20 protein-coding genes are annotated in these 23,589 nt (G+C 69.6%); 13 read left to right on the top strand and 7 right to left on the bottom strand.

The annotated features are described in order from the left end of the window. The first annotated feature begins 54 nt into the window (after positions 1-54). Positions 55-516 carry a PPOX class F420-dependent oxidoreductase gene (locus tag LCL61_RS06210; RefSeq protein WP_340685958.1) on the top strand — a complete coding sequence of 154 codons (462 nt, stop codon included), beginning with the start codon at positions 55-57 and terminating at the stop codon, positions 514-516. Here the strand turns inward: LCL61_RS06210 and LCL61_RS06205 are convergent. After that, positions 513-1,304, bottom strand: coding sequence for a DUF2470 domain-containing protein (locus tag LCL61_RS06205; RefSeq protein WP_340685957.1), 792 nt, complete (start codon positions 1,302-1,304; stop codon positions 513-515). The genes LCL61_RS06210 and LCL61_RS06205 overlap by 4 nt on opposite strands. A gap of 94 nt (positions 1,305-1,398) precedes the next feature. Between LCL61_RS06205 and LCL61_RS06200 the strand changes: the two genes are divergently transcribed. Further along, positions 1,399-2,406 carry a hypothetical protein gene (locus tag LCL61_RS06200; RefSeq protein WP_340685956.1) on the top strand — a complete coding sequence of 336 codons (1,008 nt, stop codon included), beginning with the start codon at positions 1,399-1,401 and terminating at the stop codon, positions 2,404-2,406. A 2-nt stretch (positions 2,407-2,408) separates the two neighbouring features. Here LCL61_RS06200 and LCL61_RS06195 read toward each other — a convergent pair whose 3' ends face one another. The 3 genes from LCL61_RS06195 to LCL61_RS06185 all read right to left on the bottom strand — a co-directional run bounded on the left by LCL61_RS06195 (position 2,409) and on the right by LCL61_RS06185 (position 6,336). Further along, the gene (locus LCL61_RS06195) at positions 2,409-3,149 is read right to left on the bottom strand and encodes a hypothetical protein (protein ID WP_340685955.1); all 741 of its coding nucleotides are present in this window, start codon (positions 3,147-3,149) and stop codon (positions 2,409-2,411) included. Between the two features lie 11 nt (positions 3,150-3,160). Further along, the gene (locus tag LCL61_RS06190; protein WP_340685954.1) at positions 3,161-4,978 is read right to left on the bottom strand and encodes a substrate-binding and VWA domain-containing protein; all 1,818 of its coding nucleotides are present in this window, start codon (positions 4,976-4,978) and stop codon (positions 3,161-3,163) included. A 188-nt stretch (positions 4,979-5,166) separates the two neighbouring features. After that, positions 5,167-6,336, bottom strand: coding sequence for a homogentisate 1,2-dioxygenase (locus LCL61_RS06185; protein ID WP_340685953.1), 1,170 nt, complete (start codon positions 6,334-6,336; stop codon positions 5,167-5,169). Positions 6,337-6,421: 85 nt separating this feature from the next. Between LCL61_RS06185 and LCL61_RS06180 the strand changes: the two genes are divergently transcribed. Next, complete coding sequence (locus LCL61_RS06180) at positions 6,422-7,276, top strand: hypothetical protein (protein WP_340688503.1); 855 nt, start codon at positions 6,422-6,424, stop codon at positions 7,274-7,276. Then, complete coding sequence (locus LCL61_RS06175; RefSeq protein WP_340685952.1) at positions 7,273-7,914, top strand: IclR family transcriptional regulator; 642 nt, start codon at positions 7,273-7,275, stop codon at positions 7,912-7,914. Before LCL61_RS06180 ends, LCL61_RS06175 begins: the two co-directional genes overlap by 4 nt. Positions 7,915-8,071: 157 nt before the next feature. On the opposite strand, the gene LCL61_RS06170 is transcribed toward LCL61_RS06175, so the two are convergent. Next, complete coding sequence (locus tag LCL61_RS06170; RefSeq protein WP_340685951.1) at positions 8,072-8,734, bottom strand: DUF998 domain-containing protein; 663 nt, start codon at positions 8,732-8,734, stop codon at positions 8,072-8,074. A gap of 88 nt (positions 8,735-8,822) precedes the next feature. Next, positions 8,823-9,410, bottom strand: a complete 588-nt coding sequence (locus LCL61_RS06165) for a TMEM165/GDT1 family protein (protein ID WP_340688502.1) — start codon at positions 9,408-9,410, stop codon at positions 8,823-8,825. 188 nt (positions 9,411-9,598) lie between these two features. Between LCL61_RS06165 and LCL61_RS06160 the strand changes: the two genes are divergently transcribed. The 9 genes from LCL61_RS06160 to LCL61_RS06120 all read left to right on the top strand — a co-directional run bounded on the left by LCL61_RS06160 (position 9,599) and on the right by LCL61_RS06120 (position 22,068). After that, positions 9,599-10,552 (top strand): S41 family peptidase, encoded by a 954-nt coding sequence (locus tag LCL61_RS06160; protein WP_340685950.1) that lies wholly within the window; start codon positions 9,599-9,601, stop codon positions 10,550-10,552. An 81-nt stretch (positions 10,553-10,633) separates the two neighbouring features. Then, on the top strand, positions 10,634-12,145 hold the full coding sequence (locus LCL61_RS06155; protein WP_340685949.1) for a cytochrome ubiquinol oxidase subunit I: 1,512 nt from the start codon (positions 10,634-10,636) through the stop codon (positions 12,143-12,145). 300 nt (positions 12,146-12,445) lie between these two features. Next, positions 12,446-13,453: a cytochrome d ubiquinol oxidase subunit II gene (gene cydB / locus LCL61_RS06150; RefSeq protein WP_340685948.1), complete on the top strand. Its 1,008-nt coding sequence runs from the start codon at positions 12,446-12,448 to the stop codon at positions 13,451-13,453. Further along, the gene (gene cydC / locus LCL61_RS06145) at positions 13,450-16,701 is read left to right on the top strand and encodes a thiol reductant ABC exporter subunit CydC (protein WP_340685947.1); all 3,252 of its coding nucleotides are present in this window, start codon (positions 13,450-13,452) and stop codon (positions 16,699-16,701) included. Before cydB ends, cydC begins: the two co-directional genes overlap by 4 nt. A 14-nt stretch (positions 16,702-16,715) precedes the next feature. Further along, positions 16,716-17,861, top strand: coding sequence for a GAF domain-containing sensor histidine kinase (locus LCL61_RS06140; RefSeq protein WP_340685946.1), 1,146 nt, complete (start codon positions 16,716-16,718; stop codon positions 17,859-17,861). A 134-nt stretch (positions 17,862-17,995) separates the two neighbouring features. Beyond that, positions 17,996-18,610, top strand: coding sequence for an excalibur calcium-binding domain-containing protein (locus LCL61_RS06135; RefSeq protein WP_340685945.1), 615 nt, complete (start codon positions 17,996-17,998; stop codon positions 18,608-18,610). Then, positions 18,607-19,239: a class F sortase gene (locus LCL61_RS06130; RefSeq protein WP_340685944.1), complete on the top strand. Its 633-nt coding sequence runs from the start codon at positions 18,607-18,609 to the stop codon at positions 19,237-19,239. The genes LCL61_RS06135 and LCL61_RS06130 overlap by 4 nt, the downstream gene beginning before the upstream one ends. 9 nt (positions 19,240-19,248) lie before the next feature. Continuing rightward, positions 19,249-19,887 carry a histidine phosphatase family protein gene (locus tag LCL61_RS06125; protein ID WP_340685943.1) on the top strand — a complete coding sequence of 213 codons (639 nt, stop codon included), beginning with the start codon at positions 19,249-19,251 and terminating at the stop codon, positions 19,885-19,887. A gap of 63 nt (positions 19,888-19,950) precedes the next feature. Further along, positions 19,951-22,068 (top strand): ATP-binding protein, encoded by a 2,118-nt coding sequence (locus tag LCL61_RS06120; protein WP_340685942.1) that lies wholly within the window; start codon positions 19,951-19,953, stop codon positions 22,066-22,068. Here the strand turns inward: LCL61_RS06120 and LCL61_RS06115 are convergent. Then, positions 22,049-23,581: a hypothetical protein gene (locus LCL61_RS06115; RefSeq protein WP_340685941.1), complete on the bottom strand. Its 1,533-nt coding sequence runs from the start codon at positions 23,579-23,581 to the stop codon at positions 22,049-22,051. The genes LCL61_RS06120 and LCL61_RS06115 overlap by 20 nt on opposite strands. Positions 23,582-23,589 lie beyond the last annotated feature (8 nt).

Here is a 23,589-nt window from a genome sequence, read left to right as displayed (position 1 = left end):
GCATGGTTCCCTTCGGCCCTGCGCGGGTGATCGTCGGCGGGCTACCGTCGGGTCATGCCAAGGAGCATCGCGACCAACGAAACCGTCGACCGCGCCGCGCTCGTCGACTTCCTGTCCACCCGTCACCGCGCCATCCTGATGACCACCAAGGCCGACGGCGGCCCCCAGTTGTCCCCGGTGACCTGCGGTGTCGACGCCGAAGGCCGTCTGGTGGTCTCGACGTACCCGAAGCGCGCGAAGGTCGTCAACATCCGGCGCGAGCCGAAGGTGTCCGCCTGCGTCCTTTCCGACGAGTGGAACGACCAGTGGGTCCAGCTGAACGGCACCGCCGAGGTACTCGACCTGCCCGACTCGGTCGAGCCGCTGGTCGACTACTTCCGCGCGATCTCCGGCGAGCATCCCGACTGGGACGAGTACCGCGAAGCGATGGTCAAGCAGGGCAAGAGCATCATCCGTGTCACCATCGAGTCGTGGGGCCCGATCGCCAAGGGCGGGTTCCCGGCCGAACTCGCCTAACCCTGCGGAAAGTACGGGCAGCCGACGAGACGGCGGATCTCGCCGCTCAGCTGCCGCGGCCCTTCGACCGGACGCGAGAACGCGAGCCGGACGTCGTGGTCGCCGGAGTCGGCCTCGACCCGCAGCCGCAGCCCGTAGCGGTCCAGCCCGAGTGGCCGGATCCACCCGCCGCGCAGTTCGGCGGGCACGTGTTTGGCGAGCTGCTGGACGACGTCGGCGTGATCGGTCTCCAGATGCCGCAGCCACACGGCCTCGTAGTCGTGGAACGGATCCGGCGGCGCGGCGCTGAACATATGCGGCCGGAGCGAATGCGTGCCCTCGGCGTCGGCGAGCACCAGCGACGCCGGGGTCAGCCGCAGCAGTGTCAGGCCGTGCCCGACGTCCAGCAGCCGCTCGTCCGGCCGGGTTTCGGCGATGGAGACCGCGCGGGCCCGTGCCGAAACCTCGGAGAGCGGGCGGAGCCAGCCCGTGATCCACAGCAGCCCACGGATCGGTTCCCGCAGGTCGACCGGTGCCTGATCGGTCAGTTCGACCATCACCGCGAGCTCGCCGCGCTGGGCCTCGTGCGCGCGTTTCACCAGGTGGTGCTCGTCCGGCAGCAGGATGCTGACGCTGCCGCTCGTGTGCACGTGGTGCAGCTCGGGGATGACACGGCCGTACTGTCCTGGCTGGTCACGCTGCTCCGCGGTCGGCATGAGCGTCGCCGGCCCGTTACGGGTGGCGATCGTCTTCGCGCGTTCGGCGGGGTTCGGCGCCGGCGGGCGGCGGATGGACGTCGGTGTGGTCACGGCTCACCTCCTAGTTAGGTGAGCCTAACCTGATCTGGCCGCCGAGCGGAAGTAGCCTGGATCACGTCTCACCGCACGCGTATAGGTTGACCAGGTGGAAGCCTGCCGAATCCGGGTGCTCGAACCACCCGAAGGGATTCCGGCGACGAACATGCCGGTCCTGGTACCCCTTCTCGACCGCAACACCGTCACCGCCGGGACGATGGCCATCGCGACCGGACTGCTCGTGGCATTGGGGGTCGTGCTGGCGGTGTCCGGGGGACACGGGATCGCCGCGCCCTTGGCCCTCCTGGTCTTCATGACACCGTCTTCGTTGTACTTCGGCTACTCCGCCCTTGCCGGATCCTCCTCGATGCGGAAGCTCACCGGCAAGCCGTTCCGCCTGGTGAACGGGCTGGACGGCGCCGTCGTCGCCGGTGCACGGGTGAGCGTTCCCCTGGACGGGCGGTGGCTCGTCGTGCGGTTCCCCGCTCCGCTCCGGGCGCAACTCGCGGCCCAGCGGCGGCTCTGGGTGCTCGGCCCGTTCGTCGTGCTGCCCGGCGTCGTCGTCCCGCGCCGTGGCGCGTTCCGCGACGCCCCGGTGAGGGGCTCGATCCCGTTCGCCGCGGAGCCGGTGTCGCCGGGCCGGATGCTCGCGACGCAGCGGCGTTTTCTCGCGGCGTACTACTTCATCACTGTCGTGATGCTGCTCGTCGCGAGCGCGTTCGGCTTCTGGACGGCGGTCGACTATCCGCGGCGGGACGGCGTCGTGGTGAAGGTGACGTGGTTCTTCGGCTACGGCTGCGCGATGGGCGCCCTCGGGCTCGCGATCGTCGCGGTGATGCTGCTCAGGAAGCTGCCCGAGCCGAGGTGGACCGAACTCGCCGTCGTGTCCGGGCCTGCCTCGGTCAACCAGTTCGGCATGGTCACCGTGAAGGGCAGGACCGTCCTGCCCGACGGACGCGAGGTCACCGTCACCGCCGGTGGTTCGGATCCGTCGCTGGCCGCGAACATCGCCGCGACCGGACGGCTGTGGGTGCTCGGCGTGCCCGCGGCCGGGAAGACGGCGAAGGCCGGAGTGCCCGGTCACGCGGTCTTCGGGCCGGTCCGATTCGGCCGGTGACGTCAGCCGAGCGAGCGCCGGGTCGCCTCCTCGGTCTCCACGACACCTCGCCGGATCCCTTCCAGTTGTTCGCTCAGCTCGCCGATGGTCGTCGTGTCGAGCAGCGAATCCCCGGTGGCGGCGGACAATTCGGCCGCCCTGGCGACCAGGCTGTCGAGTCCGAGCGCGCCGGATCGCAGCTGTGCCAGCAGTTTCCGCTGCGCGCTCGAAAGCCGCGCGTGCACGTCCTCCTGTGCTTGCACGGCTTCGAGCGACTGGGTCAGGTCGCCGCGGATGTCGTCGTCGGCGGTCTTCAAGTCCTTCCGCAGCCGGGCTTTCTCGGCCGACACCGCGCCGAGGTCCACGCGCGCCAATGCCTTTCCGGTGGCGGACGCGCGGGCGGCCAGCCGATGGAGGGTGTCGACGGTTTCCCGCACCACCGGTTCCATGTCGGCCACCCGGCCGGCGAGCGGTCCGGTGTCGAGCGAAGCGGAAATCGATCGGAAACCGTCGGCCGCGGCTTCCGCGCGCCGCAGCCAATCCGCCTCCGGGGAGCCGGGCTCGACGTCGGGGAGTGGCCGTTCTTCGTTCTCTGGCAACGGTTTCGGCCGCGTGGCCGCGGCGACTCCGGCGCGGGCGGCCAGCACGGTCACGCCGACGCCGAGCGCGGCGAGCACCGGCAGCTGCACGGCCCAGGCCGCCCCCGCCGACGTCGCCGCGAGGAGCAGTCCCCACGGTTCGGCTAGTTCACGGACGAAACGCATGACCGAGGGTCTCAGAAATTCGAGATCACGGCGGTGAAGACCTGGTCGATCGAGTCCGGTTTGGACGAGTCGTACCCGACCCCCTGGGTGGTCTCGGCGATCTCCTTGAGCACGTCCAGATCGGCGTCGGACCCGTACGCGATGGTGAACAGCCGCACCGCTTCGCCGCCGCCCTCGGCCCGCAGCCGTCCGACGAGGTTCGGCAGATCGATACCGCCGGGATCCTCGTTCCGGCCGTCGGTGAGCACGACGACCGCGTTGATCGCGTTCGGATCCAGCCGCTGCTTCATGAACTCGTACGCGGCGAGCGACGAGTCGTAGAGCCCCGTGCCGTTCTGCGGGGTCAGCCCGTTCAGCCGCGACGCCAGCTCCTGCCTGCCCGGTTCACCACCGATCGGCGACACCGGCCGCAGCTCCACGAAGTCCTTGTCGCCGTCGAGTTTCGTCGAGAACATCCACAGCCCGACCTTGTCCGCGTCGCTGAACTGCGGTAGCGACGCCACGGCCGCCTGTTTCGCGAGATCCATCTTGTTCTTCCCGGTCCCGCCGACGCCGTCGCCCATCGACCCGGAGACGTCGACGACCAGCAGCACGTTCGCCTTCTTCCGCAGGTCCTTCCACGACTTCAGCACCTCGGTCAGCACCGGCGGACTCGGCGGGCGGATGAGGTTGAGCTTCGAATCCGGCTCGGCGCCGTTCTCCTTCGTGGTCTGCGAACCGGGCTTGCCGTCGAACGTGCGGAAGCCGATGTCACTGAACTTCTGCTGCGCCTCGGCGCCGCGCAGATGCGCGAGGAAGTCCGCCGCGACCTGCTTGTGGAGATCGTCGGCCCAGTTCAGCACCGTGAACGGGTGATCGGAGTTGAGCGTGCCGTCGCTCGGGTAGATCCCCACGAGCGGCACCTTCGGCGGCGCGTGCTGCCCGCGTTTCGCCGGATCGTTGGTCGGATTGCCCTGGTTGTAGCCGACGAGCGAGTTCTCCTCGACCGTCACCGCCGAGATGTAGGACATCGCGGCGCCGCGGTCGTCGGCCTTCTGCAGGTTCGTCAGGAACGTCAGCGTGTTGTCGCCGTAGTGGACGATGGCCTGCTCGACGTTCTGCACGAAGGTCCGCGCCTCCGGCTTCGCGAGCGCGTTCGCGGTGAGGTCGGAAGATGTGCCGGTCGCCGCGTAGTAGGCGCCGATGGTGGCGTTGAGGCCGGAGGTCGAGATGTTCGGATTCGTCTTGCCCAGCCGGAACTTCCCCCATTCCGGGTGGCCGTACTTCGCCCAGCCCCGCGGATCCGTTGCCAGCGCGGCGAGATCCTTCCAGCCGATGCCCTTGCCCGGCCAGCCGAGCGCTTCGGCCATCGGCTTCGGCATCGCGACGACCAGCGGTGCGTTCGCGACCGATTCCGGGTCGCCCTCGGGCACCAGCGCGGGATGGTCGGAGCCGGTGAGGTTCTGGCGCAGCAGGTTCACCCAGCCGGACGCGGCGGGTGTCCAGACGTCCGGGCGCGGGCCGTCCACGGCCTCGTTCCAGCCGCGGGCCAGCGCCTGCATCGCGGTGCCGGACGATTTCGACTGCACGAGCACGTCGACACAGCGTCCGGCCACCGTGCGGCCGCTGTAGCCCTTGGCGATCTCGGCGACCACGCCCGCCTTCTCCGGCGACGACGACACTTGCAGCTTGACGGCGTCACCGGTGGTGCACTTCGCCTCCACGGCCTCTTCGCCGGAGTCGCTCGTGATCGCGCGCAAACCGATGATCAACCCGATCGCGACCACCGCGGCGGCCACGAACGCCAGCACCTTGCGGCCGCCGCGGGACTGCCCTGGATTCACGACCATGGAGAACCTCCCCGGTGAGAAACACCGATTATCCGGAGGTTTCGCCTTGCCAGGCTTGGCGTTGCCGAACCGTTGCGGCCGTGGCGGTACTTATCCCGCCACGTTCCCGCATTTAGTCCTCTGAATGCGTGAGCGCCTGCTCGCGCCGGTCTTCGAATACCGCATTCAGAGGACCAAATGCATGGGCACTAAGCGCCGGGACCCCGGCCGGACCAGGTCCACGCGTAGGCGGGGTCTTCCGACGCGTCGGCCGCCTCACCGAGGTCCAGCGGCGCGAAGGTGTCCACCATGACCGCGGTCTCGTCGAAGAACTGCGCCCCGATCGACGCTTCCGCCGCCCCGGGCTGCGGCCCGTGCGTGAAACCGGACGGGTGCAGCGAAAGCGAGCCGATCCCGATCCCGGAGCCCTTGCGAGCCTCGTAGTTCCCGCGCACGTAGAACATCAGCTCGTCCGAGTCGACGTTCGCGTGGTTGTACGGCACCGGGATCGACTCGGGGTGGTAGTCGACCTTGCGCGGGCAGAACGAGCAGACCACGAAGTTCGGGCCCTCGAACGTCTGGTGCACGGGCGGCGGCTGGTGCACGCGGCCGGTGATCGGCTCGAAGTCGTCGATGTTGAACGCCCACGGGTACAGGCAGCCGTCCCAGCCGACGACGTCGAACGGGTGGGTCGCGTAGGTGTAGCGCGTCAGCCCGGCGCGGTGGCGCACGAGGACCTCGACGTCGGTGCCGTCGACGACCAGCGGCTCGGACGGGCCGCGGATGTCGCGTTCGCAGTACGGCGAGTGCTCCAGGAACTGGCCCTTCGCCGACAGGTACCGCTTCGGCGGGCCGATGTGGCCGCGCGCCTCGATGGTCAGCAGTTTGACCTCGTCGTGCGGAAGCACACGGTAGGTGCACGACGTCGGGATGACGAGGTAGTCGCCGTCCCCGATCTCCAGGGAACCGTAGATCGTCTCGACGGTCGCACTGCCGCCCTGGACGTAGAACAGTTCGTCGCCGGCCGCGTTGCGGTACAGCGGCGACGGCTTGGTCGCGTGGACGAAGCCGATGGTGACGTCGGCGTTGCCGAACAGCCGCCGCCGGTCGGTGACCGCGTCGGCGTCGCCGAACTTGAGGTCCTGGGTCTTGAAGGCGCGGGGCTTGAGCGGGTGGTTCGGGGTGAGGGGGCCACGCTCGTCCTCGATCGCGACGGCGTCGACGATCGCGGTGGGCAGACCGCGGTGATACAGCAGCGCCGAGTCCGCCGAGAAGCCCTCGACACCCATCAGTTCCTCGGCGTACAGGCCCCCGTCGGGCTTGCGGAACGCCGTGTGGCGCTTGTGCGGGATCTCGCCTACCTGCCGGTAGTAAGGCATCGGAATCTCCCCGGAACGTGTCCGTTTTGCGAACGATTTTGTCCTGATGTCGTACGCTACTAGCGTGTCAGTCGTGTCAAGCGCTGTGGAACTCACGCCACCCGGCCCCCGAGGAATCCCTCCCCTGTTCGCGCGGCTCGTCGACGACTCGGCGTTGTTCCCGCCCGGCGAGGCGTCCATGCCCGAAGCGCTGCGCGCGCACTTCGCGTCGAGGGCCGGTGAGCACTCCGGCGTCCTCGGTGTGTTCCTGTGCCAGGCGTCGCGGCTGCCCGAGCTCATCACGGAACTCATCAAGATCAAACCCAAGGAACCGCTGCCGCTGTCGCTCATCATCGACACCGGCCTCGGCGGCGTCCCGAAGGCGATCTCGATCGTCGAATCGCGCAGCGAGATCCTCAGCCTGCGCATGGTGGAGATGCCGGCGCCGTCGGACGTCGACGAGGTCTGGCTGGAGCGGGTCTCCGAGTTCGTGCCCGAGGACGTCATCCGCGTGGTCGAGCCGCGGCGCGGCGTCGGCTGGCTGGACGGCGTGCGGAAGGTGATCGAGCACGGCAGCTGGCCGAAGATCCGCTGTGGCGGCAAAGCGGGTGAGAACTTCCCCAGCGTCGACGAGGTCGCGGACTTCCTCGCGGTCGTCAGCGGCTCGACCGGGGCGTCGTTCAAAGCGACGAACAGCCTGCACCGCGCCGTCCGGCACACCGAGGAGTCGAGCGGCTTCACCCACCACGGGTTCCTGAACCTGATCGTGGCGTCCGCGCGCTGCCTTTCGGGCGGTGACGTGCGCGCCGCCCTCGAGTCGACCGACGGCGCCGCGCTGGCCGCCGAGGCCAAGGGGATGTCGGACGAGGCGGCGAAGGCCGTTCGCGGGCTCTTCGCCTCGTACGCGGCGGCCTCGTTCTACGAGCCGGTCGCCGACCTCGGGGAACTCGGGTTGCTGTGACTCGTGAAGGGTCGCTGACCCTGGACCGGGGGCTCGCGCTGCTCCAAGCGGTCGCGGACGCCGGTGGCGAGGCGGCGACGATCTCCGAGCTCGCCGTCGCCATCGGCGCGAGCCGGGCCGCCGTCTACCGGCTGCTCGTCCCGCTGTCCGAGCGCGGCCTGGTGTGGCGTGACGGCAACAAGGTACGGCTGGGGGTCGGCCTGCTCCGGCTCGCCGGACAGGTCCTCCCGCAGCTCCGCGAGGCCGCGAGGCCGGTCCTGCGTGAGCTGGCGGAGAAGGTCGGCGCGACCGCGCACCTGTCGGTCGCGCAGGGAGACCAGGCGCAGGCCGTCGCGGTCGTCGAACCGTCCTGGACGAGCTTCCACGTCGCCTACCGCGTCGGTACCCGGCATCCGCTGTCCGCCGGCGCCGCGGGCAAGGCGATCACGCTGCGTCCCGGCGGCGGCGAGGGCTGGGTCACCTCGTCGGGTGAGCTGGAAGCGGGTGCCTCCGGGGTCGCCGCACCCGTGCGCGGGGTGCCGGGCTTGAAGGCCAGCCTGGGTGTCGTGTCCCTGGAGCCGCTGGACGCGTCCGTGGTGGGTCCGGCGGTCGTGGCGGCCGCCGTCCGGCTGGCCGAGGTGCTGAAACAGCCCGAGTAGCGCTCAGTGTCTGTTGGTGAAACCCGCGTCCGCGATCGACGTCGGCAGGGCGCTGCCTGGTCATCCACGTCACGACGAAGCGAACAGGGCACCCTGCCACCGCGATAGCCGGGGCCTTCGGCCGGGGCGGGTACGTCTCAGCTCCGCCAACAGGCTCTCAGCGGTGGCTGAGCAGCGGGCGGACCATGGTCGCCAGCAGCGTGAGGTCGACCGCGAACAGCAGCCGCTCGAACAGGCCGAGCGTGACCTCCTGATGTGACGGGCCGGTGAGCATCGTCCAGACGAAGCCGCCGAGCACGATCGCCACCGCGGCGAAGCTGGCCACCGAAAGCCGCCGGATCGTCGTGCGGCGCGGCTCCCACGGGCATCGTGCCCGGCCGGGGCGGGTCAGCACCCAGGCGGCGGCGGGGAGCGCCAGGAAGGCCGCCAGCGCCGCGTAGTTGTGGATCTGCCCGGCCAGTGACCGGGCCTGGCCCTCGGGGTCCACGGGGACGAGCGCGAGGACGAACAGCCCGGCGCACCACACACCGAGGAGGACGAGAACGGACTCGTAGCCGCGCCGGTGCGCTTTCGCGATTCCGCCGAGCAGGGCGAGCGAGCCGAACCCCAGCGCCAGGCACATCGCGCCGAACAGGGGGGCCGCCGTCGAACCGGGCGAGAGGTAGCCGTAGACGTACTCGGACAGCGTCTGCCAGATCGGGCTGACCTGGCTGGACAGCCTCAGGTGCAGGTCGATCGAGATGGCGACCGCGACGGCCATGCCGAAGACCGCGAGCCTGCCGTGCACAGGGGAAACGGCGAGTGTCTTCGGCGAGGTCACGACCGGTTTCTCCAGGCACGTCGGGGCGGGTGTTCACCTTTTCGTTCCCGAAAGGTTACCCGGCGAACCTGTGCAGACCCCGTGCGCCTCAGAACGCCAGCTGGGCCAGCGCGAACAGCGAGAACCCGGCGAAGACGAATCCCGCCACGCGCTGGATGAGCTTGGGACGGATCCGGCTGCGGACCTTCGCGCCGATGAAGACGGCGAGCCCGGCGACGGCGACAAGCGCGACGAAGGAGCCGAGGGCGACCGCGAACGGGTTGCCGAAGCGAGCCGTGAGACTGGCCGTCGCGAGCTGGGAGGCGTCGCCCCATTCGGCGGCGAACAGCACGCCGAACGACGTCAGCGCGGAGCGGAAGAAGGTCGCGGGGCTCGGCCCGGAGCGCGACGCGTCCTCTCCGCCGTCCTTGCCGGTACTGAACCCTTCACGAAGGAGCATGAACGCGCCGATTCCGAACATCGCGGCGACGATCACGGTCACCAGTGTCTCCGGCAGCAAAGTGAGCACGCTGCCGAAGGTGGCGGCGATCGCGGATTGCACGGCGAATGCGGCGGTGACCCCGACGAATACCGGCCACGCGCGGAAACGGGTGGTGAGAACCAGGGTGGCGACGAGGGTCTTGTCCGGTAGCTCCACGGCCAGTACCAGGCCGAACGCGCTGATCAGCGCCAGCATCGAACTAGACATGACAGTGCTTCACCCCTTTCACTGCAACGATAAAGGGGCGTTTCAGATAAAGGCAAGCTGATGGCTTTTCCGAATCGCATGGGATGTGCGGGCGAATTGTGTTTCATGGCTGGGCTGAATTGAGTTTTCGGCGAACCGAATTCTTTTTTCCGGCTCCGCTGGTAGCGTCCGGGCGCATGGGCGAGAGAGCGCGGATCGAAGACGTGTGCAAGCGGCTGAAGGATCACTATGTGTTCCCCGACGTCGCCGAGAAGCTGACGGTGTTCCTGCGGGCGAGGCTGCGTGACGGCGCGTACGCGGGCCTCGACGATCAAGCGTTCGCCGTCGCGGTCACCCAGGACCTGCAGTCGGTCAACGGGGACAAACACCTGCGGCTACGGCATCACGTCGACCCGTTGCCCGAGGTGGACGGGGAGTCGTTCGATCCCGAGCGGTATCGGCGTGAGGCGGAGCTGAACGGCCATGGCATCGCGTCGGCGCGGCGGCTGGCCGGGAACGTCGGCTACCTGGAGACCAAGCTGCTCTACGGGCCGGATATCGCCGGCGAGGCGCTGGCCGCGGCGATGACGCTGCTCGCGACCACCGACGCGCTGATCGTCGACGTCCGGGAGAACCGGGGCGGGGATCCGATGGCGGTCGCGCTGCTGATCAGCTATCTGGTCGACGAGCCGACGCATTTCAACAGTATCTATCTGCGCGACGGCGACGTGACCAACCAGTTCTGGACGCTGCCGTACGTACCCGGCCGCAAGTTCGGCGCGGACAAGCCGGTGTGGGTGCTGACCGGGCCGACGACGTTCTCCGGCGCCGAGGATCTGAGCTACTCCTTGCAGCAACTGGGGCGGGCGAAGACGGTGGGCGCGGTCACCGGCGGCGGGGCGAACCCGCGGCGACAGTACAAAGTGGACACTCATTTGGACGTCACCGTCCCGGGTGGACGAGCCGTGAACCCGGTCACGGGGACCAACTGGGAAGGCGTCGGCGTCCAGCCCGACATCGCCGTCGACGTCGAGGCCGCTTTCGACACGGCGTACGCGTTGGCGCTGGAACACGTGCTGACGCTGGGGGATTCGGGTGTGCGTCGGCAGGTCGCCGACGAGGCGAGGCTCACACTCGCCGGCCTCGGCTGACCAGGGCGCGGGACCTACGTCCCGGCGAGATCGGGACCACTTGAACTGGCGGGCTCATCGGGCGTTGAGCAGGCTTGAGGCGTGGAAGTTCTCGATCTCGCTCGGTGGCAGTTCGGCATCACCACCGTCTACCACTTTCTGATGGTCCCGCTGACCATCGGGCTTTCGGTCCTGGTCGCCGGGATGCAGACGGCCTGGGTCCGCACGGGTGATCAGCGGTACCTGAAGATGACCAAGTTCTGGGGGAAACTCCTGCTGGTCAACTTCGCGATGGGCGTGGTCACCGGCATCGTGCAGGAGTTCCAGTTCGGGATGAACTGGAGCGCGTACTCGCGATTCGTCGGTGACGTGTTCGGCGCGCCGCTGGCGATGGAGGGGCTCGTCGCGTTCTTCGTCGAGTCGACCTTCCTGGGGCTGTGGATCTTCGGCTGGGACAAACTGCCGAAGAAGGTCCACCTGGCGTGCGCGTGGGCGTACTCGCTGGCGACCGTGGCGTCCGCGTACTTCATCCTGGCGGCGAACTCGTGGATGCAGCATCCGGTCGGGGTCGAGTTCGTCGACGGGAAGCCGACGATGAACTCGATCTGGGCGGTGCTGACGAACAACACCGCGCTGGCCGCGATCCCGCACACGCTCGCGGGCGCCTTCTCGGTGGCGGCGGCGTTCCTGGTCGGTGTCGCGGGCTGGCAGCTGTGGCGCAAGCGTTCGGAGGACGACGAGCACCGCGCGGTGTGGCGTTCGTCGTTGCGTCTCGGCGGCTGGACCGGTGTGGTGGCGTTCGCGGTGCTGGCGATCACCGGCGACCTGCAGGGCAAGCTGATGTTCGAGCAGCAGCCGATGAAGATGGCGTCGGCGGAAGCGTTGTGCCACACGGAGAAACCGGCGAGCTTCTCGATCATCGCGATCGGCGACGTGCGGAACGCGAACTGCGAGGACGTCAAGACCTTCACCGTGCCCGCGCTGCTCTCGTTCCTGGCGCACAACGACTTCTCGACCGAGGTCAAGGGCGTGGAGAACCTGGTGACCGAATACCAGGCGAAGTACGGCACGCACTATCCGGACGACCCGCAGCTCGGTTCGCTCGCGGGCAAGCCGATCGACTACGTGCCCAGCCTGCCGGTGACCTACTGGGGTTTCCGCGCGATGATCGGCTTCGGCGCGATCTCGGCCGGGATCGGGGTGCTCGCGCTGTGGCTGACCCGGCGTGGGCGGATCCCCGGGCAGCGGTGGTTCCCGTGGCTGGTGCTCGGCGGGATCGCGACGCCGTTCATCGGCAACAGCGCCGGCTGGATCTTCACCGAGATGGGCCGTCAGCCGTTCGTGGTGGTGCCGAACCCGACCGGTGTCGACGGGGTGTGGATGTTCACCGCGCAGGCGGTCTCGAAGTTGTCCACAGGCGAGGTCTGGACGTCGCTGATCGCTCTGACGACCGTTTACGCGGTGCTCGGCGTGGTCGAGGTCTACCTGATGCGGAAGTACGTCCGCGGCGGCGTCGACGCGGTCATGCCACCCAAGAAACCGGCCTCGACCAGCGAGAACAGCGACTCGAAAGGCGGTGACGGCGATGACGACGCGCTGGCCTTCGCCTACTGATCGCCTCTTTACGTCACCTACCCAGCCCCCCGCCCTTCCCGGGGGACGGCCCCGCACCCAGCGTATCGGGAGTATCGCTCAGGCGGGTTACCCACAGCCGATCTGTGGACAACTTGAGCGGTTGTGGATAACTCAGGGCGACTGGGGCACGAGGGGGCTGCTCGGGCGGGCTCGGGCGGTCACGAGGCGTTGCGAAAGTGGCTTTCGCAACGTCCCGGGGCGGGAAGCGGCTCAGCGCCGAGCGAAGGCTGTCGAAGCAGTGCAAGCACTCGAAGTGAACGAAGCAAGCAGGAGTGCCCGATGACCCTCGAAACGATCTGGTTCTGCGTCATCGCCCTGTTCTGGCTCGGCTACCTCTTCCTCGAAGGCTTCGACTTCGGCGTCGGCATGCTCATGCCGGTCCTCGCGAAGGACAACACCGAGCGCCGCGTCATGGTCAACACGATCGGCCCGGTCTGGGACGGCAACGAGGTCTGGCTGATCGTCGCCGGCGGCGCGATGTTCGCCGCGTTCCCCGGCTGGTACGCGTCACTGTTCTCGGCCACGTATCTCCCGCTCCTGGTGGTCCTGCTCGCCCTCATCGGCCGCGGCGTCGCGTTCGAATACCGCGGCAAGGTCGACTCCGATCGCTGGCGCCGCAACTGGGACCGCGTCATCGGCATCGGCTCGTGGATCCCGCCGTTCGGCGTCGGCCTACTCCTCGCGACCACCGTCCTCGGTCTCCCGCTCGACGCCGACGGCGACCGCGTCGGCGGCCCGTTCGCCGCACTCAGCGTCGAAACGCTGCTCGGCGCGATCGCGGTCGTCGGGTTCTCGCTGGTCCACGGCGCCGCGTTCCTCGCGCTCAAGACCGAAGGCGACCTCCGCCACCGGGCGCGGAACCTGGCCACCCGCCTGCTCCCGGTCGCGCTGATGCCGTTGCTCGCGTTCCTCATCCTCGTGCAGCTGCGCTCGGGCGACCTGTGGACGCTGCTCCTCATCGGCGTCGCGGTCATCGCCGCGGTGCTCGCGTGGTTCAAGATCCGCGCCGGCCGCGAGGGGCAGGCGTTCGCCGCGCTCGGCGGGGTCATCGCGGCGTCCGCCGTCGCGATCTTCGTCGCCCTGTACCCGAACGTCTTGCCGTCCACTGTGGACCCGGCGAACACGTTGACGATCGCGGGTGAGGCGTCGAGCCCGTACACCTTGACCGTGATGACCTGGGTCGCGCTGTTCGGCGCTCCCGCCGTCCTGATCTACCAAGGCTGGACGTACTGGGTGTTCCGCAAGCGCATCGGCACCCGGCACATCCCACCGGTGCACGCGCCATGACCGAACTTCCCGGCCGCGACACCCTTTCCGCCACGGAGTCCACAATGGACCCAGCGCGACCGGGGAAGGGTCCGCTCGGCGCGCTGGCTCCACTTTCGAGTGCGGCGCGCCGGGCGTTGATCCTCAGCGGGATCCTGTCCTTCGTCAACGCGGTCTTGCTGGTGGGACAGGCGTTCCTGCTGGCCGACGTCCTCTCCGCGGTCGTCCGCGGAACACCGGGGGACCGCACCGCCCAGCTGGCCGTGCTGCTCGCGCTCGTCGCCGGGCGCGCGCTGACCGGCTGGGCGGTGCGGATCGTTTCCGTTCGCGCGGCCGCCCGCGCGAAAGAGGAGCTGCGCGCCAAAGCCCTCGACCACGCCTTGAAACTCGGCCCGGAATGGATCGCGCGCCGCGGTCACGGCGAGCTGACGTCGTTGACCACCAAGGGACTCGACGCGCTCGACGCCTACTTCACCCAGTACCTCCCGGCATTGGTGACCGCCGCGATCGTGCCGCTCGCCGCCGGCGCCGCGATCCTGTTCGCCGACTGGCCGTCGGCCGTGCTCGTCGTGATCACCGTGCCGCTGGTGCCGCTGTTCGCCATCCTGATCGGCAAGCACACCGCCGAGCGGGTCGCCGAAGCCGCCGACGCCGAACAACGACTGTCGGGGCATCTGCTCGAACTCGTCCGTGCACTGCCGATCCTCAGCGCGTTCCGCCGCGCCGGGGCGCAGGCCGAGACGGTCCGGAAGATTTCCGAACGTCATCGCCGCACGACGCTCAAGACGTTGAAGGTCGCCTTCGCGTCGGCGTTCGCGCTGGAACTGATCGCGACGCTTTCGGTCGCGCTGGTCGCGGTCGTCATCGGTGTCCGCCTGGTCTCCGGCGAACTGTCGCTGGCCATCGGGCTCGGCGTGCTGATCCTCGTGCCGGAGTGCTACCAGCCGCTGCGCGCGGTCGGCGCCGCGTTCCACGCCAGCGAAGACGGCGTCGAGGCCGTCCGCCGCGTCGCGGATGTGCTCTCGGAACCCTTGCCGGACAACGGTTCCGAGACACCCGGCCAGGGCGAGATCGACGTCCGCGGACTGCGTGTCGCCAGGCGGGGAGGATTCGCGCCCGACGGCGAGACGTTCAGCGTCCGGCGCGGCGAGATCACCTGGTTGCGCGCGCCCAGCGGCGGCGGCAAATCGACGACGCTCGCCACGCTGCTCGGCTTCGTGCAGGCGCACGACGGGTCGATCACCGTCGGCGGTACCGACCTCGCCGACGCCGATCTGGAGCGGTGGCGGGAGAACATCGCCTGGGTGCCGCAGTCGCCGGTGTTCGGCGGGGGCACGGTCCGCGAGGAGGCCGGCGGCGTAGACGTCCTCGGCGAACTCGGGCTCGCCGGCCTCGCCGAGCGGCCGGTTTCGAAGCTGTCGCAGGGACAACGGCAGCGTGTCGCGGTGGCGCGGGCGCTGACGCGGGTCCGGTCGGGCGCGTGGCTGCTCCTGCTCGACGAACCCACCGCCCACCTCGACGAGGCCAATGCCGCACTCGTCATGACCGCGGTCCGCAAAGCCGTCGACGAGGGTGCCGCCGCGATCATCGCCGCCCACGAGCGCACCTCCGGTGTCGACATGTCGACCAATGCGGTACCTGAAGCCGGAGTCGTGAAAGAAACGCGGGCGGCCCGGCCGCTGCCCTGGCGCGACCTGCTGAACCCCAGGTTTTTCGGCGGCGCGTTGCTCGGCGCCGCCGCGTTGCTCGCCGGGGTCGCGCTGACCGCGCTTTCGGGTTGGCTGATCGCCAAAGCGTCGCAACAGCCGCCGATCCTGACCCTGACGGTGCTGATCGTCGGCGTGCGGACGTTCGGTCTCGGCCGCGCGGGGCTGCGTTACCTCGAACGGCTGGTAACGCACGACGCCGCGTTCCGGATCGCCGGAAGCCTGCGCGTCCGGCTGTGGGAGTCGCTGGTGCGGCTCGGCCCGGCACGAGCGCTTCGGGCCGGCGAGGAGCAGCGGCGGCTCGTCGGCGACACCGACACCGTGCGCGATCTGCTCCCGCGCGTGATCACGCCGCTGATCGTGGTCGGGCTGGTGGCCGTCGGCGCCGTCGCGGTCCAGACCGTCGTGCTGCCCGAAGCCGGTCTCGCGCTGGCCGCGGCCGTGCTGGTCAGTGCGTTCGCGCCGCTGCTCGCGCTCCGGGCGGAACGCCGCGCGACCAGCGCGCTGGCCGCCGGACGGCGTTCGGTGGCGGCGCAGGTGCTGAGCCTGTTCGAAGCCGCCGCCGAACTGATCGCGTACGGGGCCGACAAGGAGCGACGTCGCCGAATCGCCACCACCGACGCCGCGCTGACCGCCGAAGCCCGGCGACAGGCCTTCGGCGCCGGAGCGGCCGACGCCCTGATCATCCTGGCGACAGGAACCGCCACCGTCGTGAGCACCGGGTTCGCCGTGAGCGCCGTCGCCGCCGGCGCGCTGAACCCGGTACTCGCGCCCGTGGTCGCCCTAGTGCCGCTCGCGCTGGCGGAGGTCCTCTCCCTTCTGCCGCCCGCCGCGCAGCACTGGGACACCCTGCGCCAGGCCCGTCTGCGCCTCGCCGCGTGCAATGAAGGCGTCCTTCATAGCAAAATTTGCAGTGAAGGGGCCTTTCATAGCACCGGCGGGGTGCGGATCCGGAACGCCGACCTCGGCTGGCCCGGCACCGAGCGCCCGGTCCTCACCGGGGTCGACCTCGACATCGCGCCCGGGACGCACGTCGCCGTCGTCGGTCCGAGCGGCGCCGGGAAGTCGACGCTCGTCGCGGCCCTGCTCGGCTTCCTCAAGCCGAGCAAGGGAGACGTCGCCGTTCCCGAGAACGTCGCCTGGGCGCCGCAGGAACCGATGCTCGTCTCGACCACGGTCGCCGAGAACCTGCGTCTCGCTCAGCCGACGGCGTCCGAGGCCGACTTGCGGAAAGCCTTGTACGAAGCCGTTCTCGAGGACGTCGAGCTCACGACGATGCTCGATAGCGCCGGCGCCGGGCTCTCGGGCGGACAAGCGCAGCGGGTCGCGCTGGCGCGGGCCGTTCTCGGTGCCGCCCGGGCCGATCTCGTGCTGCTGGACGAGCCCACCGCCCACCTCGACGAACCGACCGCGCGCAGAGTCCGCGAACGGCTCGGCGAGGTACTCGCCGGGAAGACCGTCGTCCACGTCACGCACAACGCCGCCGAAGCCGACGGCGCGGACGTGATCCTGGAGGTACGGGAGGGCCGGGTCACAGCGCGGACAAGGGCCGGAGCGGTCTAATGTCGATAGCGCTCATGGATCCCACGCTTGCCGCGCGCGCACTGTCCGCCGCCACCGAGATCACCGGCACCGCCCTGTCCGGCGAAGACCCGGGCGACGTGCTGGAGACCGTTGTCGCCCGCGCCGTCGAACTGGCCGAGGCCGACCTCGGTCTCGTCATGGTGCGCGCGGACGACGGCCAGGTCGTCGCCGAGGCCGCGCACGGGGACACCACCCAAGGCCTCCGTGGGCTGGCCTTTTCCGCCGATTCCGCCGCGGGCCAGGTCGCCAGGGGTGGGAAACCGGTGGTCAGCGAGGATTTCACCGTCGATCCCCGCACGGCGCCGTTCGTACCGCCGGAACTTCAAGGCTTCGGGCCTTTCGCCGCGTCGGCGTTCGGCGCGGGCGGGCGCGTCCTCGGCGCGCTCACCGTGTACCGCCGCCACGGCGGGGAACCGTTCTCCGCCAGCACGGTCGAGGTGCTCACGGCGTTCGCCGCCCAGGCGGGTGTGGTGCTGGCGCTGGCGGAAGGTGCCAACGCCCGGCACCGCGTGACCCTCTACCAAGAGCGCGAACGCATCGCGCGTGAACTGCACGACGTCATCGTGCAGCGTCTCTACGGCGCCGGGATGCAGCTCGACCGCGTCCGCAAGAACATGCGGAAACGCTTCGCGCAGGCCGATGGCGCACGGCTGTCCGAGGCGATCGACCAGCTCGACCAGACCATCGAAGAGATCCGCGGCACCGTGCGCGCCCTGCGCAGCCCGGAGCCCGCGAACCAGTCGGTCACCGCCACCGACCTCGCCGAGTCCGCGCGGGGTGAGGTGCGCATCGCGGGTGAGCTGCTCGGCTACCCGCCGACCCTCGAACTGTCGGGCGAACTGGCCGACATCCCCGCCGAACAGGCGGACCACATCCGCGCCGCCCTGCGCGAAGCACTGTCCAATGTGGTCAGGCACTCCGGGGCGAGCGAGACCCGCGTGACGCTCAGCCGCGACGCGGAAGGCGTCAAACTCCGGGTGCGGGACAACGGATCCGGTGTTCCGCAGGGAGTGGCCAAACGCGGCCTCCGGCATCTCGCCGAACGCGCGACGACGTCCGGTGGGCGCTTTTCGATCAATTCTTCCCCGAGCCTGGGGACCTTGGTCGCTTTCGACGTTCCACTCGATCAAACCGTGTGAAATTAACGGGTCTTTGCCGCTCGCCGGAGTGGCAATTCGCGAATTCTGATTAATCAGTAACAGCTGGGGCCGGTGCGCGACTGTAAGTGTATCGAACGCGCTCAAAGCGCGAATTCCGAGTGAAAGGACTCCCCATGTCCTCGATTCGTCGCGCCCTCGGCACGGCCGTCATTCTCGCCGGATTCTCCTTGTTCGGCCCCGCTTCCGTGGCGTTCGCGCTGGCGGAAGCGCCCGCGATCGCCGACCTGGATTGCGGGGACTTCCAGTTCCAGGAAGACGCGCAAGCCGTACTCGACAAAGATCGATCCGATCCGCACGGGCTTGATCGCGACAAGGACGGAATCGCCTGCGAAACGCTTCCCGAGCGCGGAACGGCGCCGTCCCGAACGAGCACGCCCACACCACCGCCGAGCACCACGGAAACGCGGGCACCGCGATCCACCGACAAGGATTGCGCCGATTTCCCCTCGCAGGCCGCCGCGCAGGCCGAGCTCAAGAAGAACCCGCGAGACCCGCACAAGCTCGACGGTGACCACGACGGGTACGCCTGCGAATCCCGGTTCGGCGAACCCGCGAAATCGGGTCAGGTCAAGGTCAAACCCGTCGGCGGCGTCGCGACCGGCGGGGGCCCGGTCGAAACCAACGGCGGTTTCCCGGAGGTCGCCACGGTCGCGCTGACCGGCGCGGCGCTGCTGACCGCGACGGCCGCGGGCGCGTCACTGATGCTCCGGCGGCGTGCCGAGCGATGACCGGATCCTTCTGGCGCCGATGGTCGTTTCCGATGGTCATCGGCACCCTCATCGGGGTGGTGTGCGCGGCCGTGCTGACCGCGTGCGCCGTTCCGCCGCCGGGCAAGGTCGCGTCGCCCGCACCACCCACCACGGTGGCCTCGGCGATGTTTTCGGCCGTGGAAGCGCCACCGCTCGCGCCCGCACGGCCGTCGAGGCTCGAGATCCCGGCGATCGGGGTCCGCACCGGCGAGATCATCGACCTCGGCCTCGCCGGTGACGGCACCCTGGAGGTGCCGCACGACGCGATCACCACCGGCTGGTTCACCGGCGGCCCGGCGCCCGGCGAGATCGGGCCCGCCGTCCTCGCCGGACACGTCGACTACAAGAAGGTCCCCGGCGTCTTCGTCCGGCTCAAGGAACTCAAGATCGGCGACGAGGCCCTCGTCCACCGTGAGGACGGGATCACCGCGGTGTTCACCGTGTACGCCGTCGAACGGCACCCGAAGGCGTCGTTCCCCACGGAGAAGGTCTACGGCGATACGACCGGGCCTGAACTGCGCTTGATCACCTGCGGCGGTGATTTCGACTCCTCGACCGGCAACTACCTCGACAACGTCGTGGCCTTCGCGAAGCTGACCCGAGTTTAGATTCGGGGGATGCGCACCGTCTACGTCGTCACGCATCCGGAGGCCACGCACCACGTCGATCGCCTGGTGGGCGGGTGGTTCGACGCCGAACTCACTCCTGCCGGAGAACGCGCGGCCGCCGCCGTCGCCGAGTCGCTGCGGGCGAAGGTGCCGGAACAGGTGGAGCTGTACTCCTCGGATCTGCGCCGCACCGCCCGGACGGCCGAGTTGATCGGTGAACGGCTCGGCGTGACCCCGACCCTGGACCGGCGGCTGCGCGAGAAGTCGTACGGGGAAGCCGGTGGCAGGCCGCGGGAGTGGCTGGACAGCCGGTTCGTCCCGCCTCCCGCCGTCGGCGACCGGCTGGGACACGACGAAGGAATCCCCGGCGCCGAAACCAAAGGAGCGATGGCCGCGAGGGTGTACGCGGCCATGGAGTCGATCCTGGAAAGCCGTTGTGAACACCAGATCGTCGTCACGCACGGTGGAGCCCTCACCTTCCTGATCGCCGCGTGGATCCGGATGCCGCTCGAGTCGGCCGGGTACGTCGACTTCCGCGGTTCACCCGGGAGCGTCACGGTGCTGCGTGAGGACGACTACTTCCACAACCGGCAGGTCGTGACGCTCGCCGGGATCGGCCATCTCCCGACCGGGGAGTCCGATCGTTGATAGCCTCGGTACCAGCCGTGACGAGGGGAACACGCCGTGTGGGAAGCCGTTCTGGGTGAGGCTGTGAAAGCGCTGGCGGTCGGCGCCGCCGGCGGGGTGAAGGACCTGGTGGCCAAGCGGCTCGCCCGCCGCCGCACCGCACAGGACGTCGAGGCGCTGCTCGCGGATCCCGGCAGCGCCGAGCGGGCGGTCCGGGAACTGGTCGAAACCGATCCCGAATTCGCCGAGCGCTTGCAGGAGATCCTCGCGGGAGACGGCACCGATGTTCGCGATGTGCCGGGCGCGCCCGCGCATTTCGTCGACCGGGACAGGGAACGGCGAAGCGCCTCGGGGCCGGGCGTCCACGTCATCACCGGTCCGCGCGGAGCCGGGAAGAGCGCGCTCGTGTACCGGCTCGCGGACGACCTCCGCGACCGGTACCCCGATCAGGTCTATGTCGACCTCGCGGACTATCGCGACGGCACCGTGCTGCGCCGCTCGGAGGTGGCGACCAGGGTCCTGCGCGCGCTCGGGGTCGAGACGAATCTGGTGACCACGAACACCGCCGAGCTGTGGGCCCAGTACCGGTCGGTCACCGCCCGGCGCCGGTTCCTCCTGGCACTGGACAACGCCGAAGTGGCCACGGACATCCGCGAACTGATCCCCCCGTCACCGTCGAGCCTGGTGCTGGTGACCGCGATCCGCCAGGACGACGACCTGCTGGCCGGCAACGTCGCTCCGCCGATCGAACTGGACTCCCTCGAACGGGACTTCGCGCTCGAACTCCTCGGCAAGGCGTCGGATCGGGCGGCCATCGAGGCGGAACGCGACTTCGCCGCCGAACTCGCCGCGCTGTGCGACCACATGCCGTTCGCCCTGGTGCAGGCCGGCGTCCGGATCCGCAAACGCCTGCGGCGCGGCCCCGGCGCGGTCGCCTCGGTACTGGCCGATTTCCGGCGGACCGGGGTGCTCGGCGGAGTCGACGTCATCGCGATGGCGTTCGAGCGGTCGTTCGCCGAGCTGTCCACCGACGCCGCGGAACTCTGCGAGGTGCTGGCGGCCCATCCCGGCCCCGACTTCACGACGGCGTCGGCGACCGCGGTCTTCGGCAAACCCGCCGAAGACGCGCTCGACGAACTCGCGGACGCCGGGTTCCTGGCGCCCACGGGCACTCCCCGGCAGCGGCTGTTCAACCTGATCCGCGAGGGGGCGCGCCGGCGTGGGACCCGGGACGTCGTGACCGATCGCGCGTTGGTCTTCTTCCGCGACCAGGCCGTCGCCGCGGACCACCTCACCAGCCCGGACCGCCTGCGCCGCTACGCGCCGATTTCCGTGCCCACCCCGGATTTCGAGCGGAAGGCGCCGCTCGACTGGGTCGAGGACGCCCGGGAAACCTATGGCGCACTGGCGTATCAGGCCTTCGAACGGGAACGGGACGTCGAACTCGGGCAAATCTGCGGCGCGCTGGAAGTGCTCATGCTCAACCGTGGGCACCACCGGCTCTTCGCCCACATCAACCACTGGGGCCTGCTCGCGGCGAGGCGGCATGGCGATCCGGCCCTGACCACGAGGATCCTCAGCCAGCAAGGCCGTACTTTCTTCCTGCTGCACGACTTCGACCGCGCTCAGCCGCTGCTGGAGGAGGCTCTCGAAACGGCACGGACCCTGGACGACCCGGCGCTGGAGTCGTCCGTGCAGGAGTTCTGCGGCCGGTTCCACGAAGAGAAAGGGCTCCTCCCGGCCGCCGCGGACTTCCTCTGGAGAGCCGTGACGCTGGACCGCGCGATGGCCGAAGCGGGCCGCCGGTCACTCGGCATCCACAGCCGCATGCTGGCGAACGTACTGCTGAAAGCCGGTGCGTACGAACACGTCTGGGCGTTGCTCGCCGAATCCGCACGGCAGTTCCCCGCGTCCGACAGCCGGAACCTCGGCCGGGTGTCGATGGTGCGGGCCAAGTACCTCCGGACGATCGGCCACTACGACGACGCCGAACGCGAATTGCTCGAGGCGTGGCGGCTGGTGTCCGGTGCGACGCAGTACACGGCCGAGTTCGAGGAGGAGTTCGGCAGGCTTTTCGCGGCTCGGGGGGACCACGGCCGGGCGCACACGCACTTCCAGCGTGCCTGGCAGACGTACTTCGACGCGGGGCATCCGCGGGAGGCCGAGTTCCGTTCGGTCTTGGCTAACACCGGGCGACGGTGACCGGCTGCCCGTTGACCGCGTGCGTCCCTTCGACGTCCGCGTGCGAGACGAGCAGAAGGTAGAGATGACTCGCCAGCAGTGTCGGATCCGTTTCCGCTGACAGCAGGAAATCGCCGCGATCCCGGATCCGTGCGAGACAGCCGCCGGGGGCGGGAGCGGCGACGAGCCGGGCGAGCGGCCAGTGGGTGAGCAGCTCGTCCAACCGGCCCGGCTCCTCGGCGAACACGATGGCCGCACCGTCCAGGTCACGCAGGGTCGCTTGATCGGCGTGGGCGAGAACATGCCGGTGACGCAGGCCTTCCGGCCGGGTGGACGCGGGAAACCGGACCACTTTCCCGGTTTCGTCCCATCCGGCGGCGAGCGCGGCCACCGGATGGGACACCGGTGCCGGAGCGGGCACGGGCGGGAAGACGGGACGGGGATCCGGCCGCTTCAGGTCGAGGAGGTCGTAGAGCACGTCGCCCAGCCGCGGACCGCTCGCGGCGTCCTCGACGGCTTGGTCGATGATCGGCCGGTAGCGATCCGGCACATGGTTCGCGATGGTCGCGTCGATCTGCTCGCGCAACCCCGTTTCCGCCACTTCGGCCGTGGCCCGCGTCAGCATCGCGAGGGGCGAGTCGTCCACCGTCGTGATCGCGGCGGACGGGGCGAGGAGGACGGGTTTGCCCGCCGCGGCGGCGTACAGCGCGGCGGAACCCTGATCGGAGAGCACGCAATCCGCCGCCAGCAGCGCGGCTTGCCAGCCGTGGTCCGGGGGAATGAGCGTGAGCCCCGCGGCGAGTTCCGGGCGCAGCCACGACTCCAGCTGCCACGGGCCGTGCGCCGCCCACACCCCGGGATGCAGGGTGAGGACGATCTGGTAGTCGTCGAGCGGCAGTTCGGTCAGCAGCCGGTGAGGCAGGTGCGGATGCCTGGCGTAGAGCGAATGCCTGCCCCAGGTCGACGCGATCGCGACGACCTTCCTGCTCCCGGCGCCGAGCGCCGCGCGGTAGGCCGCCACCCGGTGCCTGCTCGCCATCATCCGGTCGTGACAGGGATCGCCGACGACGACCGCCCGGTCCAGCGCCTCCGGGCAAGCCGACTTCAGCTGTTCCCGTTGCACGGAGTGCGAAAGCGCGATCGCCGCCGGGAGCACCCGGCCGTGGTGCAGGAGCCGATCCGGGTCCATCCCCGACGTGACTCGTCCGCCCGGGTAGTACTTCTGGTAACCGATCCCGTGCGGCACGAGCAGAATCGGCCCGTTCAGCTCGTGAAGGGCGTCGTTCTCGCTCGCCGCGAGGATGAGGTCGAAGGTGTTCTTCGCGGCCTGTTCCCATGGGGTGACGGCGACACGCAGGGCCCGCAGCGCGTCACTCACCCCGGCCGAAAGGATCCCAGGCCGCGCCTCGTCGAAGGTGAAGGTCGTCTGGATCCGGAGATCGGCTCTCGTCAGGGTCAGGATGTCCTGAAGCCGGTTCAACGTCGTCAACGTCCGGACGACCACGAGGAGCTGTCGTTCGGGAGCGTTGGTCAACCAGGAGC

Origin of the sequence: Amycolatopsis coloradensis (assembly GCF_037997115.1) — a bacterium.
GTDB classification, from domain to species: domain Bacteria; phylum Actinomycetota; class Actinomycetes; order Mycobacteriales; family Pseudonocardiaceae; genus Amycolatopsis; species Amycolatopsis coloradensis_A.
Note: the sequence above shows the minus strand (reverse complement) of the source record. Positions and strands in the feature narration are given on the sequence as shown.

What these genes read in the sequence shown, in the direction of transcription:
- LCL61_RS06165 (WP_340688502.1), bottom strand. Translation starts at nt 9,410, where the DNA reads ATGCTGGCGCTGATCAGCGCGTTCGGCCTGGTACTGGCCGTGGAGCTA.
- LCL61_RS06160 (WP_340685950.1), top strand. Translation starts at nt 9,599, where the DNA reads ATGGGCGAGAGAGCGCGGATCGAAGACGTGTGCAAGCGGCTGAAGGAT.
- LCL61_RS06140 (WP_340685946.1), top strand. Translation starts at nt 16,716, where the DNA reads ATGGATCCCACGCTTGCCGCGCGCGCACTGTCCGCCGCCACCGAGATC.
- LCL61_RS06210 (WP_340685958.1), top strand. Translation starts at nt 55, where the DNA reads ATGCCAAGGAGCATCGCGACCAACGAAACCGTCGACCGCGCCGCGCTC.
- LCL61_RS06185 (WP_340685953.1), bottom strand. Translation starts at nt 6,336, where the DNA reads ATGCCTTACTACCGGCAGGTAGGCGAGATCCCGCACAAGCGCCACACG.
- LCL61_RS06190 (WP_340685954.1), bottom strand. Translation starts at nt 4,978, where the DNA reads ATGGTCGTGAATCCAGGGCAGTCCCGCGGCGGCCGCAAGGTGCTGGCG.
- LCL61_RS06125 (WP_340685943.1), top strand. Translation starts at nt 19,249, where the DNA reads ATGCGCACCGTCTACGTCGTCACGCATCCGGAGGCCACGCACCACGTC.
- LCL61_RS06130 (WP_340685944.1), top strand. Translation starts at nt 18,607, where the DNA reads ATGACCGGATCCTTCTGGCGCCGATGGTCGTTTCCGATGGTCATCGGC.
- LCL61_RS06135 (WP_340685945.1), top strand. Translation starts at nt 17,996, where the DNA reads ATGTCCTCGATTCGTCGCGCCCTCGGCACGGCCGTCATTCTCGCCGGA.
- LCL61_RS06195 (WP_340685955.1), bottom strand. Translation starts at nt 3,149, where the DNA reads ATGCGTTTCGTCCGTGAACTAGCCGAACCGTGGGGACTGCTCCTCGCG.
- cydB (WP_340685948.1), top strand. Translation starts at nt 12,446, where the DNA reads ATGACCCTCGAAACGATCTGGTTCTGCGTCATCGCCCTGTTCTGGCTC.
- cydC (WP_340685947.1), top strand. Translation starts at nt 13,450, where the DNA reads ATGACCGAACTTCCCGGCCGCGACACCCTTTCCGCCACGGAGTCCACA.